Origin of the sequence: uncultured Campylobacter sp. (assembly GCF_938030785.1) — a bacterium.
Taxonomy (GTDB): domain Bacteria; phylum Campylobacterota; class Campylobacteria; order Campylobacterales; family Campylobacteraceae; genus Campylobacter_B.
The window spans coordinates 1-13,590 of record NZ_CALHIK010000060.1 but is presented as its reverse complement, the minus strand read 5'-3'; the positions used below and the strand labels follow the sequence as shown (position 1 = coordinate 13,590).

At 49.5% G+C, this 13,590-nt stretch carries 14 protein-coding genes; 6 read left to right on the top strand and 8 right to left on the bottom strand.

From position 1 onward, the window contains the following. Positions 1 to 149 precede the first annotated feature (149 nt). Together Q0438_RS03175 and Q0438_RS03170 are read left to right on the top strand one after the other, a co-directional pair. A complete protein-coding gene (locus tag Q0438_RS03175) occupies positions 150 to 437 on the top strand; it encodes a hypothetical protein (protein WP_299187295.1) in 288 nt (95 codons plus the stop codon). Positions 438 to 466: 29 nt separating this feature from the next. Beyond that, positions 467 to 637, top strand: coding sequence for a hypothetical protein (locus Q0438_RS03170; RefSeq protein ID WP_299187293.1), 171 nt, complete (start codon positions 467 to 469; stop codon positions 635 to 637). 273 nt (positions 638 to 910) lie between these two features. Here the strand turns inward: Q0438_RS03170 and Q0438_RS03165 are convergent, their stop codons facing one another. The 7 genes from Q0438_RS03165 to gltX all read right to left on the bottom strand — a co-directional run bounded on the left by Q0438_RS03165 (position 911) and on the right by gltX (position 8,729). After that, complete coding sequence (locus Q0438_RS03165) at positions 911 to 1,642, bottom strand: DUF4197 domain-containing protein (RefSeq protein ID WP_299187292.1); 732 nt, start codon at positions 1,640 to 1,642, stop codon at positions 911 to 913. Positions 1,643 to 2,108: 466 nt separating this feature from the next. Next, positions 2,109 to 3,467, bottom strand: a complete 1,359-nt coding sequence (gene gdhA, locus Q0438_RS03160; RefSeq protein WP_299187291.1) for an NADP-specific glutamate dehydrogenase — start codon at positions 3,465 to 3,467, stop codon at positions 2,109 to 2,111. Beyond that, entirely contained in the window at positions 3,464 to 4,156 is a 693-nt protein-coding gene (locus Q0438_RS03155; protein WP_299187290.1) for an MqnA/MqnD/SBP family protein, read from the bottom strand. The genes gdhA and Q0438_RS03155 overlap by 4 nt, the downstream gene beginning before the upstream one ends. A gap of 78 nt (positions 4,157 to 4,234) precedes the next feature. After that, positions 4,235 to 4,606 (bottom strand): hypothetical protein, encoded by a 372-nt coding sequence (locus Q0438_RS03150; RefSeq protein ID WP_299187289.1) that lies wholly within the window; start codon positions 4,604 to 4,606, stop codon positions 4,235 to 4,237. Further along, positions 4,599 to 6,047, bottom strand: coding sequence for a nicotinate phosphoribosyltransferase (locus Q0438_RS03145; protein WP_299187288.1), 1,449 nt, complete (start codon positions 6,045 to 6,047; stop codon positions 4,599 to 4,601). Before Q0438_RS03145 ends, Q0438_RS03150 begins: the two co-directional genes overlap by 8 nt. 44 nt (positions 6,048 to 6,091) lie before the next feature. Next, positions 6,092 to 7,348 carry a malic enzyme-like NAD(P)-binding protein gene (locus Q0438_RS03140; protein WP_299187287.1) on the bottom strand — a complete coding sequence of 419 codons (1,257 nt, stop codon included), beginning with the start codon at positions 7,346 to 7,348 and terminating at the stop codon, positions 6,092 to 6,094. Position 7,349: 1 nt separating this feature from the next. Next, a complete protein-coding gene (gene gltX, locus Q0438_RS03135) occupies positions 7,350 to 8,729 on the bottom strand; it encodes a glutamate--tRNA ligase (RefSeq protein ID WP_299187285.1) in 1,380 nt (459 codons plus the stop codon). Between the two features lie 94 nt (positions 8,730 to 8,823). Between gltX and Q0438_RS03130 the strand changes: the two genes are divergently transcribed. From Q0438_RS03130 to Q0438_RS03115, 4 genes are all read left to right on the top strand, one after another. After that, positions 8,824 to 9,714 (top strand): peptidyl-prolyl cis-trans isomerase, encoded by an 891-nt coding sequence (locus tag Q0438_RS03130; protein ID WP_299187282.1) that lies wholly within the window; start codon positions 8,824 to 8,826, stop codon positions 9,712 to 9,714. An 80-nt stretch (positions 9,715 to 9,794) separates the two neighbouring features. After that, on the top strand, positions 9,795 to 10,046 hold the full coding sequence (locus Q0438_RS03125; protein WP_299187279.1) for a hypothetical protein: 252 nt from the start codon (positions 9,795 to 9,797) through the stop codon (positions 10,044 to 10,046). A gap of 33 nt (positions 10,047 to 10,079) precedes the next feature. Then, complete coding sequence (locus Q0438_RS03120) at positions 10,080 to 10,397, top strand: hypothetical protein (protein WP_299187276.1); 318 nt, start codon at positions 10,080 to 10,082, stop codon at positions 10,395 to 10,397. Positions 10,398 to 10,451: 54 nt separating this feature from the next. Then, entirely contained in the window at positions 10,452 to 10,814 is a 363-nt protein-coding gene (locus tag Q0438_RS03115; protein ID WP_299187274.1) for a hypothetical protein, read from the top strand. Between the two features lie 281 nt (positions 10,815 to 11,095). Here Q0438_RS03115 and carB read toward each other — a convergent pair. Further along, on the bottom strand, positions 11,096 to 13,590 hold a 2,495-nt coding region (gene carB, locus Q0438_RS03110; protein ID WP_299187272.1), incomplete at its 5' end, for a carbamoyl-phosphate synthase large subunit.

The following is a 13,590-nucleotide window of genomic DNA, read 5'->3' as shown; positions in this document are numbered from 1 at the left end:
TAAATTTTACCGATAAACAGCTGGAAAATTTCATAAAAATAAAGCGAAAGAGATTTAAATTTAAAAATAAGAAGTGATATAATGCCCCACAAATTGGCGTTGGCGATATGTATGAGTAGAATACATACAAAGATAAGGAGAATAAATAAATGATAAAAAGCGGAATCATCAAAGCATTAAAATTTATAATTTGCGCTGTAGTAATTGTGTTAATATTTATAATTTATGAAAGCAATTTGTGTGCAAAGTGCGATTATACGTTTTTTGTAGAGGAGAGGCTTATGGGCAGATTATTGATAGCAATCGATACGAAAGATATAAATTTAGTAAGATATATTGCCGTCCAGGGCAGAGTTTGCAAGAAAGCCAATGTCCATAATAGAGCGCTTAAAGAATTAAGAAAAATGGAATCGGAAAATAATAGGACTAATGAGTAAACCGGGTTTTGTGGAACATAAAGAGAGATATGAAAGAAGTGAAATTTACAAGACAGCTTTTTGCTTTAGTCTTACACGCTTATCAGCCGCCGCCCATACTTCCCGATACTCCGCCGCTTCTTAAAATTTCAGACGTAAGCGCTAGATATACGCGCATTCAATTGCCGCACGAAATTCCAAAGCTCCGCGTGAAATTTTAAAATTTCAAATCCTTTGCGTCTTGCTAAATTTCTAAATTTTACAGTTTCAAATTTCGCGGATTAAACTCCGCGCTAAGATTATCGTCTAAAGCAAACAGCTCCAAGCGCGCGACAAACGAACTTCTAAATTTCGCCGCGCACCCGATGATTTGCCGCAAGCAGCCGCTTCGCGCAAGCGGGCACTTTGCGCACAGCTTTAGACTACGCAGGCGGCAGCAAAGCAATTATAAGTAGTTATGCGGTGAAATTTACGCCAAAACCTCGCCGCGAGCTTTATTTCAGCACCTTGCCCAAAATCCCCGCGCCTTTGCCGACGGCGCTTCCGCGAAGCGCGCTTTCTTTTTCCCTCATCACCGCAAATAGCCCGTCCAACGTCTTTTGCGTGATGTAATCGTTCAGATCCTCGCCCTGCTTAGGCAGATACTCGCTTGCGCCCAGCCCGCGCGCGATGTTTTGCACCGCTTCATTGCCCGCGATCTTGTTTTGCGCGAAGGAATTTAGCCCATTATACGCCGTCGCGAAGCTGTTTTTGCTCATCATATCGCTTACGATCGGTCTAAAAACCGCCCGCAGCTTCGCGCCCGATTTGCTCTGTAAATACTCGCTAAGCGCCGTGTCGCCGCCGCCGATGAGCTTTTTAACGTCGGCATCGCTCATAGATTTCAGATCTTGCAAAAATATCTTTGACGCGCCGCTAACCGCCTTGGTAGCGGCGTCATTCATGCTCACGATGAGCTCGCGTTCCCATTTATCGCCGCCCACCTTTCTCGCAAGCTTCACAGCAGCCTTCAGCGAAGGAGGAAGCTCGATTTTAGCGGTCTTGCTGTGGATGTAGCCCTTGGCGAGCTCGGCTACGGCGCGGTTTGTGGCGGAAGCGAGCAGGTCTTTGTAGTTTCCGCTCTGAGTCGCACCGAGCACGTCCGCGCCCTGTTTTAGGATATCCGCAACATCCGCATGCGCGAGCGACAGCGCCGCGGCGGCGAGTAAAACCATAAATTTTTTCATATTGCAACCTTTGGATAAAATTTGCGCCATTATGCCAAACTGCGGTAAACGCTCAGCCCGTGTTCGGTCTAAATTTACGCGCTGCGCGGACGAGCCGAGATAAAATTTAGGCTAAATTTTAAAGCGGCTTCGAGTTAAATTTTAAACGTCAAATTTCAAAGCTAAATTTAACGGGCAAAATTTAAAGATAAAATTTGGCAGCGGGAGCTTTGTGCGCTTGCAGTTAAATTTAAAATCGACGCTACGACAACTTAAATTTTAAACCGCGCCGCCTAGGCGTCATTTAAAATTTACGCAGCGCGCACGATACTGCGCAAGCCGCGCAGAGCGAATTATGCCGAGAAGCGCGCATACCCTCGGCGCAAACGATTGAAATTTTATCAAAACAACCAAAAGCTCGCCGCAAATTTAAAGAGCTAAATTTAAAAGCGAGCTGCTGCTTTTGACAAAATAAAGCGAGTTGAGCTTAAACCAGACCTTGATCCAGCATCGCATCGGCTACGCGGCGAAAGCCCGCGATATTCGAGCCCAGCACGAGATTGCCCTCCGCGCCGAATTCCTTCGAAGTCTCGTAGCTGGTACGAAATATGTGGCGCATGATCTCGCGCAGCTTGCTATCGACCTGTTCGAAGCTCCACGACGCCATCTGCGCGTTTTGCGCCATCTCAAGCCCGCTCGTAGCCACGCCGCCCGCATTCGCCGCTTTGGCAGGACCGAAAAGAAGGTCCTTTTGCGCGAGCATAAAATCGATCGCCTCAAGCGTGCTTGGCATATTCGCGCCCTCGCAAACCATGCGACATCCGTTGGCATAGAGAGTCTTTGCGTCTTGCAGATTAAGCTCGTTTTGCGTAGCGCTCGGAAATGCCGCATCGCACGGCACGCTCCACACGCCGTTGCGGCCTGCGGGATAGGCGCTAACTGGGATAAATTTTGCGTTAGGACGCTCCTTGATATATTCGCAAAGCCCTACGCGCAGCTGCTCTTTTAGCTTTTTAAGAAGCATTACATCGATTCCCTCGGTGTCATAGATAAAGCCCGTAGAATCGCTTACGGTGACGGGTTTTGCCTGCATCTGATAGAGCTTTTCGGCGGTGTAGATCGCGACGTTGCCGGCGCCCGAGATCGTGCAAATTTTGCCGTGCAGCGAATCGCCCCTGGTAGAGAGCATCTCGTTTGCAAAATACACGGAGCCGTAGCCCGTAGCTTCAGTGCGCGCAAGGCTGCCGCCCCAGCTTAGCCCCTTGCCCGTAAGCGCGCCGTCGAATCTGCGGGTGAGCTTTTTATACGCGCCGTACATATAGCCGATCTCGCGGCCGCCCACGCCGATGTCGCCCGCGGGCACGTCGGTATTGGAGCTGATTAGGCGGTGAAGTTCTAACATAAAAGCTTGACAAAATCTCATAATCTCGCCGTCGCTCTTGCCCTTGGGATCGAAATTTGCGCCACCTTTTGCGCCACCGATATTAAGACCCGTGAGGGAATTTTTAAAAATTTGCTCAAAGCCTAAGAATTTCAAAACGCCTAAATTTACGCTCGGATGAAAGCGCAGTCCGCCTTTGTAAGGGCCCAGAGCGGAGTTGAACTCTATGCGGTATCCCGTATGCACGCAGGGCTCGCCGCCGTCGCTCATATAGACGACGCGAAACATCATCGTGCGCTCGGGCGCTAAAATGCGCTCTAAAATTTTGTTTTTCACATATCGCTCGTCGCGCTTTAGAAGCGGTATGAGCGAGTATAAAATCTCGGTCGATGCTTGGATAAAGACCTCCTGGCCGGGATTAGCGCGCTTTAAATTTAGCAGCAAGCCGTCGATGTAAGATTTCATAGCTCCTCCTTTTGAACCGGATTAAATTTTAATTTTTTGGCTTTGGCGATAAATTTTTTCAGCGCCAACTCCTCGCGGACGCCGATTTCGTAGCTTATAAATTTCAAATAATTTAAAATTTCACGCTCTTTTATGCCGCGCGAAAGGGCGTAGCTTTTCAGGATATATCTTGGAATTTTAATGCGCGAACGCAAAAAATTCGTCGCCAGGCGCGAGTAGGTTTTTTTGTTTTTCACGCAACACAGCCGCCCGAAAACGAAAGGTAGGCCCGTGCGCTGCTGCCAAATTTCGCCAAGATCGTAAAATTTATCCCTGCCCTGCGAAAGCAGCGCCTTTAAAGCGTTATCGCCGATCAACACCTCGCCGCTAAGATCCAGTATGCGGGCTAGCATATTTGAGCTCATCGACGCGGGATCGAGCCTGGGCGCCGAGTTTTTGCGAACGAGCACGCTTAGCACTTCGCGCTTTGCGACGATTCCAAGAGGCAGCCTGCGGTATTTTGCGCGGCGGCTTTCGATGCTCGAGATCACCGCGGCGTCTATCCTGCGACTATAAAGATCGGCACAGAGCTTGCTCGGCACCCCTTTTTTAAATTCTATCGATTTTTTAACATAAGACGGCAGCGGAAGGGATTTTAAAAATACGTGAAAAGGGAGCAAATTTAGATAATCGATTTTGCCTAATAACATGACTTTCTCCGAATTTAGCGCAGGAAAAGAGGGTTAAATTCCGGCGCTAAATCGGAATTTAACCAAAAATTTTAAAGTTTATTTGACCTCGGTGATCGGGATGGATTTGTATTTGATAAACTCCACTATGCCCTCACCTTTTTTGAAGTGGATGCTCACTCCGTCTTTGTTTTCCATATAGATGCCGTCTGCGGCACGCTCGCGCTTGAGGTTGTAGCTTTTGCCGCTATCGTCCTCTAGCACGGCGGTATTGAAATCGTCGTTTGAGCTAAGCGATAGTTTTTTGCCCTTATCATCGACGAAATAGAAGGTCTTTGCGTTCTCTTTGGTTATGGTTTTTTCGCTCTGTGCTTGCTTATTCATAGCGCTATCCGGGGATTGGCGGAGCTGATTTGAGCCGCATCCTAGCAAAACTAACGCCAAAGCGGCGCACGATAGAACTTTAAACATATTTTTCCTTTAAATTTAGGTTGCACTCGTTGATGAGTGATTTTCGAATATCCCAAAGCTTTTGAGAGAGATCCACTTTGTAGCTCTGCGGATGGACGTTGCGAAGGTGCTCAAGCCAAAATTTACTCTTCTGCTCCTTGCTAAAACGCGCTATCTCGCTTACCGTGCGGCGGACGCCTACGAATTTGCCCTCCCTAAAAACGGGATGCAAAAGCTTATACGCGCTGAAATTCGTTAAAATTTTACGCTTGTAGGTGTAAAGAGGGTGAAAAATTTCAAGCGGCGCGCTCTCGTCTATACTCTCGTCATCAAGCGTGATCAGATCAGCAAGCGCCATGCCGTTATCTTTGTCGTAGAGCCTAAAGACCTGTTTGTAGCCGGGGTTATTGATCTTGCGCGGATCGTTTGAAATTTTGATCTTAGCCACGATCTCGCCATCTTTTTCGATACCGCTTAGCTTATACACGCCGCCTAGGCTCGAACTGTCTCCGCCGGTAATAAGCCTCGTGCCGATGCCCCAGCTATCGATTTTAGCGTCGAAAAGCTTGAGCTGATCGATCGCGTATTCGTCTAGATCATTCGACGCAGTGATCTTTGCGTCATTAAAGCCCGCCGCATCGAGCATCTTGCGCGCCTGCTTGGTTAGATACTCCAGATCGCCCGAATCGATGCGGATTCCAAGCGGCTTATGACCGCTTGCGCGCAGCTCCTCAAAAACCTTGATCGCATTCGGCACGCCGCTTGCGAGAGTATCGTAGGTATCGACGAGTAGAAGCGCGCTATCTGGATAAATTTTAGCGTAAGCGCGAAATGCCTCCAGCTCGCTATCAAAGCTCTGAATCCACGAGTGCGAGTGGGTGCCGATCGCAGGGACGTCAAATTTCTTTGCGGCGAGCACGTTTGACGTGGCGCTGCAACCGCCTATAATCGCAGCCTTTGCGCCATAGATGCCCGCACTTCGCCCCTGAGCGCGGCGCAAGCCAAACTCCATCACCAAATCACCTTTGGCGCTAAAGTTTATGCGCGAGCTTTTCGTGGCGACGAGAGTTTGGAAATTTATAGTATTTAGGATCGCGGTCTCGATGAGCTGCGCTTCCATAATGTTTGCTTTGACGCGGATTAGCGGCTCGTGCGGAAATACGATCTGCCCCTCATCCATTGCGTAAATTTCGCCTCTAAATTTAAAGCCTCTTAGAAATTCTAAAAATTCGGGCTTAAATAAATTTAGACTTTTTAAATACGCGATGTCGTCATCGCTAAATTTAAGATTTTCGATATAATCCACGACCTCGCTTAGGCCGCAAAATATCGCGTAACCGCCGCCGCTTGGGTTTTTGCGATAAAAAACGTCAAAAACCGCCGTCTGATCGGGCTTTGTAAAAAAATAGCCCTGCATCATGCTAAGCTGATAAAAATCGGTAAGTAAAGCTAAATTTTGCATCTGCGTCTCTCAAATTTAATCTCGCCTCGTGCAGGAGCAAGGAATCATAGCTTTTTGGCTTCTAGGCTCTTTTTATAAGCCGCAGCGTCGAACTCTTTGACGCGAGCGACACCGTCATCTACCGCAGCTTTTGCAACCGCCGTCGAGATCACGGCAAATACGCGCGGATCGAAAGGATTTGGGATAACGTAGTCTTTGCCGAATTTCAAGCTATCTTTGCCCAGCATCTTGCGGATTTCTGCAGGAACCTCTTCACGAGCAAGATCCGCCATCGCGCGAGCGGCCGCAATTTTCATATTTTCGGTGATCTTTTTGGCTCTTACGTCAAGCGCGCCGCGGAAGATATACGGAAAGCCCAAAACGTTATTGATCTGATTTGCAAAGTCGCTTCTGCCCGTGCCTACGATCGCGTCGCTTCTTACTTCCTCGACCTCGCTCGGATAAATTTCCGGTACCGGATTTGCAAGCGCAAAAATGATTGGATGCGCCGCCATTGTCTTTACCATCTCTTTGGTTAAAACGCCCGGCTTGCTAAGACCCAAAAACATATCGGCTCCGTTAATCGCATCCTCTAGCGTGCGATCTGCGGTATCTAGGGCAAATTCTTTCTTTTGCTCGGTAAGATCAGCGCGACCCTTGTGGATCACCCCTTTGGAGTCAAGCATTATGATATGTTTAGCGCCTAAATTTTGATACATCTTCGCACACGCGATGCCCGCAGCGCCAGAGCCGCTGACTACGATCTTCATATCCTCGATCTTTTTGCCGCTGATGATAGCGGCGTTGATTAGTCCTGCACCCGTAATCATCGCGGTGCCGTGCTGATCGTCGTGCATGACGGGGATATCGACGGCTTTTTGCAGCTCGCGCTCGATCTCGAAGCACTCGGGAGCTTTAATATCCTCTAAATTTATACCGCCAAACGTAGGCGCAAGCGCTTTGCAAATTTCAATTATCTTTTTAGGATCTTTTTCGTCGATCTCGATATCGAAGGCATCTACGCCGCCGAATTTTTTAAACAAAACCGCCTTGCCCTCCATTACGGGCTTTCCGGCGATAGCGCCGATATCTCCGAGTCCTAAAACCGCCGTGCCGTTGGTGATGACGGCTACGAGATTGGCTTTATTGGTGTATTTAAACGCGGCTTCGTGATCACCTTCGATCACCTTGCAAGGCTCTGCGACGCCCGGCGTATATGCAAGCGCCAAATCCTCCGCCGTAGCACATGGTGTTTTTACATTCGTTCCGATTTTGCCGCCTATGTGGTACTTCAAAGCCGCTTCAACGTTTACTTTAGCCATTTTATAATCCTTTTTTTATTAAATTTGAAATTCTTGTTTTAACTTCGTCGCTTCCTAAAATTTCACAAATTTCAAAAATCGACGGACTTACGCTTCCCCCCGTGATCGCAACGCGCAGCGGCTGAGCCAGGTCTTTTAGCTTGGCGCCGTTTGCGTCCAAAAATTTCATCGTCTCCTCCTCGCACTCCTTTGCGTTTAAATTTGCGCTTAAAGTATCCGCAAATTTTGCGAGTAAGCTTAGCGAACTTTCGGTTACAAATTTCTTATACGCCTTCTCGTCGTAGTAGCTCGGGCGGGCTAGAAGAGCTTTAATGCCTTCAGCCATCTCCACTAGCGTCTTTGCGCGCTGTTTGTACTGCTGCGCGATGAGATGTTTTTTTGCATGCGAGCGGATATCGACGCCGAATTCTACAAGCTGCACGGCAAGCTCATCGTCGCTTGAGCTTTTAATATAATGCGCGTTTAGCCACTCAAGCTTGGTTTGGTTGAAAGTGCTACAGCTCTTGCTGATATGGCTGGGATCGAAATATCGCTTCATCTCCTCCATGCTAAAAATTTCATCGTCTCCGTGGCTCCAGCCCAGGCGCACTAAGAAATTTAGCAGAGCTTGCGGCAGATAGCCCATACGTTTGTACTCCATCACGTCGGTAGCGCCGTGGCGTTTGCTTAGCTTGCTGCCGTCGGTGCCGTTGATCATCGCGACGTGGTAAAATTTCGGAATTTTAAAGCCTAGCGCGTTATAAAGTACGATCTGCTTCGGGGTGTTGCTTAGATGATCGTCGCCGCGGATCACGTCCGTGACGCCCATCAGCGCGTCGTCGATCACGACCGTGAAGTTATACGTAGGCGTGCCGTCGCTTCTGGCGATGATGAAATCATCCAAAATGTCCTCTACGTTAAATTTAATATCGCCCTTGATGCCGTCGTTAAATTCTATCGTACCGCTAAGCGGGGATTTGATGCGGATCACAGGCTCGATACCCGCAGGCGGCGTACCCGCAAAGTCGCGGTAGCGGTTATCATAGCGCGGGCGTATCTTAGCCGCCTCCTGATGCGCGCGCAGCTCGTCCAGCTCATCCTTGCTCATATAGCATCTGTACGCCTTGCCCTCATCCAGTAGTTTCTGGACGTATTGTTTGTAAAGATCGAAGCGCGAGCTTTGATACACGACCTGTCCGTCGTAGTCCAAACTGCACCACTTAAATGCTTCCTCGATCGCCTGCGCAGCCTCCTGCGAATTGCGCTTCAGATCGGTATCCTCGATACGTAGCAGGAATTTGCCGCCGTTTGCTCTAGCGTAGAGGTAACTAAAAAGCGCCGTCCGAAGTCCGCCGATATGCAAATACCCCGTAGGACTAGGCGCAAAACGAGTTACTATCATAAATTTCCTTTGTAAGAATTACCATTTATTACCATTTAATGTTATAATCGCGGCTTCGTAATTATAAAGCAAAAAGATTAAATAAAGGTTGAAAATGATAAAAAAACTGCTTTTTTCCGCAATGATCTGCGCCGTTTGTGCGAACGCTGAAGTAGTAAACGGCGTCATCGCCGTGGTAGATAACGAGCCTATCACGAACTACGAGCTGGTAAAGGTCCAGAAATTAACGGGCGCTTCACCGCAAGCCGCGATGGAAATTTTAATCGGACAAAAGCTTCAACAATCCGAGATCAAGCGCCGCGGCATCGCCGCAAACGACGCGGAAGTAGATGCTAGGCTAAAAGCGATCGCCGAGCAAAACAAGCTAAGCTTTGATCAGCTAAAAACCGCGGTAGAAAGTCAGGGGATGAATTACGCCGATTTTAGAGAAAACGTCCGCCGCACCCTGCTTGAAGAAAAGCTCTATAACTCGATATTTGCGGACATTCAGCGCAAAACTACCCCTGAAAACGTCAAAAAATTCTACACGCAAAATAGCTCTTTGTTTACGACCTTCGACAGCATCACCCTTACTCGCTATATCGCGAAATCTCAGGCTCCGCTCGATAAGATCCGCGCAAATCCGAAGCTCCGTCCGAGCGATGTTTACGTGATGCAAGGAACCCTAAAAGCAAACCAAATGGACGAGGGGCTGAAATATATCGTCACGAATGTCGAGCAGGGCAAATTTTCGCCGATCATCCCTACGCGCAACGGCTACGAGATGTTTTACGTAAACGACAAAAAGGGGCTTCGTACGCTTGATTTCGATAGCGTGCAAGACAGAGCGATCGAGGGCTACGTAACCTCCGAGCGCAAAAAAGCGGTCGCCGAGTTTAACGACAGACTCCGCTCAAACGCCAATATCCGCATCATCGAGCGCCCGCAAGCCCAACCTCAAAGCGGCAAAGACAAGGGCAAAGCGAAGGTTCAAAAGAGAAACTAAATTTTAAATTTATCCGCTTATCCGCCGCGGCGCGCTAAATTTGTTCTTGTGCGCTATGCAATCAAATTTAAAGGCATTTCATGATAGTAATCAGCGATTTTACCGAACTTAAGAGCGATCCTAGAAGCGGCGGCATAAGCGCTGCGGACTTTGGCGCGAGTAAATTTTGCTCCCACATCGATGCCGCCTCAAAACTCCTCGCCGTTTGGAGCGATAACAACAGCGGCGAGGAGCTAAATTTTAAAATTTACGACTTTGATCGCAAGCTTAAATTTAGCCTTCAGGAGCCGATCATCTACGCGAAATTCGAACCCCGCGCGGCTCAAATTTGACTGGCGCGCCGCGACGGCGAGCAAATCACGATATTGATTTACGACTACGACGGCGAGTTAAAATCGAATTTAGCTCTGTCCGATGAGCTTAGAAACTCGGGCGTGTGGATGGATGAGCTGCCCGAAATAGGCGACACGGCGGTAGGTCTCGGCGCCGGGCAGGACGGCAGCAGATCGTTTTTGCTACGCGCGGACGGAAGCGAGCTAAATTTGACCGCCGAGCTCGAAGAGGGCTTTAGTTTTTTGTTTGCGACCGAAGGCAAAGGCGGCGAAAACGACGAGCTTGAACAAAAATGCGCGCCGGATCGCGAATGCAAAGATAAACAAAACGGCGAGCTAAAACGCCGATAAAAACGCATGCAAGAAACTGAGCAAGAGCGCGAAAATAATCAAAAATGCGAGTGAGTGAGCGAAGCGGTGTTGCTAAATTTATACGAGCAAAAGATCGCCGTCGTGAGCTACCCGCAGCTAAAGCCGCTGCGCAAATTTAGCTTCCCCGAGGAGTTCGCGCTGGACGGCGAGACGCGGGAGTTTATGCTGGGCGGTATCACGCCGCTTAGCGATAAAATTTGGCTCGTGCGCGACGACGGCTACTTTCGCCACTATCTTTTTGATGCGATAGAATTTGAGTTCATCGCCGAGATCCCTCTAGCGGGCTTTGAGCCAAAAATCGACGGCGCGGGCGAGATAACGTCGCAAATTTACGATATCGACTATCGCGAGGGCAAATTGATCTTCACTCACTACGAGCTGGCGGGCGAAGGCTAGCAAACGCGCGAGATAAATCTCTATTTCTAGGCGGGCGCCGCAGCGCTCCATCTGCCAGCCGTCGTAATAAATTTTTAAATCCAACGATGTCTCCTTTCGCGCAAACGGGCCGCACCGAGCTTGCACTCACTCAACCGCCAGCTGTAAGAGCGCAAGTAAAATTTAATCCGCAAAGGCGCTTTTTTATGCGCCAAATTTGCGCAGCCGTAAATTTAAATCTAAAAGTGGATTAAAATTTTAAAATTTCATCGCGGCACGGTGCCGGCGGAAGTCTGCTCGCGCTACCTGCCGCTTAGATACTCCTGTAGCGTTTTAACTTCAAGCGCGGAGTCGTCCTTTATCGAGCAGATCGAGCGCGTAGCGGCGATCGCCGCCTTCATCGTCGTAAAATACGGCAGCCTGAAGCGCAGCACGCTTTGGCGAATCTTTGCGGCGTCAGTAGAGTTTGATTTGCTGTCGCTGGTGTTGATGACGAGCGAAATTTCGCCGTTTTTGAGCTTATCCTCGATATTTGGGCGACCCTCGCTGATTTTATAGACAAACTCGCACTCCACGCCGTTTTCGCCCAGCAGCTTGTGAGTACCGCTCGTAGCGGCGATACTAAAGCCCGCGCCCGTAAGTGCGCGTGCAAGCTCCACGGCTCGCAGCTTGTCGTGATCTGCGAGCGACAAAAATACCTTGCCGCCGCTTGGAAGTGCATTGCTAGCGCCGATTTGCGATTTGGCAAAGCTTTTGGCGAAATTTTCTCCGATACCCATCACCTCACCGGTGCTTTTCATCTCAGGCCCCAAAATCAAATCCGCGCCTGCAAGCTTGTTGAAAGGAAAAACGCTCTCTTTGACGCAGATATGGTTTTTAATACGCGGCTTTAAAATCCCCTTCTCTTCGACCAGCACGCCGAACTCGTCGTAAAATTTCAAAGCCTCGCGCAGACCCCCTTGCCACATTACGCGGGTAGCGACCTTTGCCATCGGAATTCCCGTCGCCTTGCTTACAAACGGCACGGTGCGGCTCGCGCGCGGATTTACCTCGATGATGTAAAGCTCGTTTTCAAAAATCGCGAATTGAATATTCATAAGCCCCACGACGCCGAGATTTAGCGCGATCTCTTTGGTTTGGCGGCCTACCAGATCAATCATCTCCGCACTTAGGCTAAGCGGCGGCAAAATGCTCGCGCTATCGCCGCTGTGAATGCCCGCCTCTTCGATATGCTCCATTATCGCGCCGATATATACGTCGCGCCCGTCGCAGATCGCATCGACGTCAAGCTCGGTCGCGTCAAGCAAAAATTTATCTATCAGCACGGGCGAGTGGTTGCTCACACGCACCGCCTCGCTCATATACTGCCTAAGCTCCGCTTCGCTATGCACGCGCCTCATCGCGCGACCGCCGAGCACGTAGCTAGGGCGCACGAGCACGGGGTAGCCGATCGCAGCGGCCTTTTCGATCGCTTCGGCTTCGCTTATGGCGGTATCGTTTTTGGGCTGCTTGACACCGATACTTGCGATGAACTCGCTAAATTTCTTACGGTCCTCCGCTACATCTATCGTGCGCGCGCTCGTGCCGATGATCTTGGCTCCTACGGTGCTTAGGCGTTTGGCGAGCTTTAGCGGCGTTTGGCCTCCAAAATGCACGATCACGCCGTCGGGGCTTTCAGCCTCGATGACCGCTCTAACGTGCTCGAAATCGATCGGCTCGAAGTATAAAATATCGCTCGTGTCGTAGTCGGTGCTGACGGTTTCTGGGTTGCAGTTATACATTATCGTGGTAATCCCCATATCGCGCAGAGCGTAGCTAGCGTGCACGCAGCAGTAGTCAAACTCGATACCCTGCCCGATGCGGTTCGGACCGCCGCCGATGATGAGGACCTTTTTATTATCTTTTGAAATTTTACGGCTCGCGATGGCTGGCGTTATGTTGGTGCTGGAGTATAGATAGGGCGTAAGCGCCGCAAACTCGCCCGCACAGGTATCTACTTCGTTGTATTCAAGGTCGATGCCCTGTCTGGCGCAGGCAAAATGGATATCGTTTTGCGTAAGGCCCAGACTATCTTTTTTGTTGATTAAATTTGCGATCATCTTATCGCTAAAGCCCCAGCTCTTAGCCTGTCTCAAAAGCGCCGCATCGTTGATGATCTCCATATCGATGCGCTCTTCAAATTTTACGATCTGCTCGATCTGGCTCAAAAACCAGTGATCGATCTTGCTAAGCTCGTAAATTTGATCCACGCTCATACCCGCTCTAAAGCCCTGAGCGATATATAAAATTCTATCTTGTTGCGCATTGCGAAGCCCGAAGATGAGATCTTTTTCGCTTAAATTTAATTCTACGAAGCCGAAGTAGCCCTTTTCCAGCGAACACAGCGCCTTTTGGATGCTCTCTTTAAAGCTACGCCCGATCGCCATCACCTCGCCGATACTTTTCATCGCAGTGCCGAGATACGGGTTTGCGCCAGGAAATTTCTCAAACGCAAAGCGCGGAATTTTAGTCACGATATAATCGATCACCGGCTCGAAGCTCGCGGGCGTGCCGGTGATGTCGTTTTTGATCTCGTCCAGGCTAAAGCCCACCGCCAGCATCGTAGCGACCTTGGCGATCGGATAGCCCGTGGCTTTGGACGCGAGAGCCGAGCTGCGGCTTACGCGCGGGTTCATCTCGATGACGATCATCCGCCCCGTTTGCGGATTCACCGCAAACTGCACGTTTGAGCCGCCCGTATCTACGCCGATCTCGCGTAAAATTTTAAAACTCGCGTCGCGCATCGCCTGATATTCTT

Coding starts and splice junctions, on each gene's coding strand:
- Q0438_RS03175 (WP_299187295.1), top strand. CDS start 150: ATGATAAAAAGCGGAATCATCAAAGCATTAAAATTTATAATTTGCGCT.
- Q0438_RS03170 (WP_299187293.1), top strand. CDS start 467: ATGAAAGAAGTGAAATTTACAAGACAGCTTTTTGCTTTAGTCTTACAC.
- Q0438_RS03165 (WP_299187292.1), bottom strand. CDS start 1,642: ATGAAAAAATTTATGGTTTTACTCGCCGCCGCGGCGCTGTCGCTCGCG.
- gdhA (WP_299187291.1), bottom strand. CDS start 3,467: ATGAAATCTTACATCGACGGCTTGCTGCTAAATTTAAAGCGCGCTAAT.
- Q0438_RS03155 (WP_299187290.1), bottom strand. CDS start 4,156: ATGTTATTAGGCAAAATCGATTATCTAAATTTGCTCCCTTTTCACGTA.
- Q0438_RS03150 (WP_299187289.1), bottom strand. CDS start 4,606: ATGTTTAAAGTTCTATCGTGCGCCGCTTTGGCGTTAGTTTTGCTAGGA.
- Q0438_RS03145 (WP_299187288.1), bottom strand. CDS start 6,047: ATGCAAAATTTAGCTTTACTTACCGATTTTTATCAGCTTAGCATGATG.
- Q0438_RS03140 (WP_299187287.1), bottom strand. CDS start 7,348: ATGGCTAAAGTAAACGTTGAAGCGGCTTTGAAGTACCACATAGGCGGC.
- gltX (WP_299187285.1), bottom strand. CDS start 8,729: ATGATAGTAACTCGTTTTGCGCCTAGTCCTACGGGGTATTTGCATATC.
- Q0438_RS03130 (WP_299187282.1), top strand. CDS start 8,824: ATGATAAAAAAACTGCTTTTTTCCGCAATGATCTGCGCCGTTTGTGCG.
- Q0438_RS03125 (WP_299187279.1), top strand. CDS start 9,795: ATGATAGTAATCAGCGATTTTACCGAACTTAAGAGCGATCCTAGAAGC.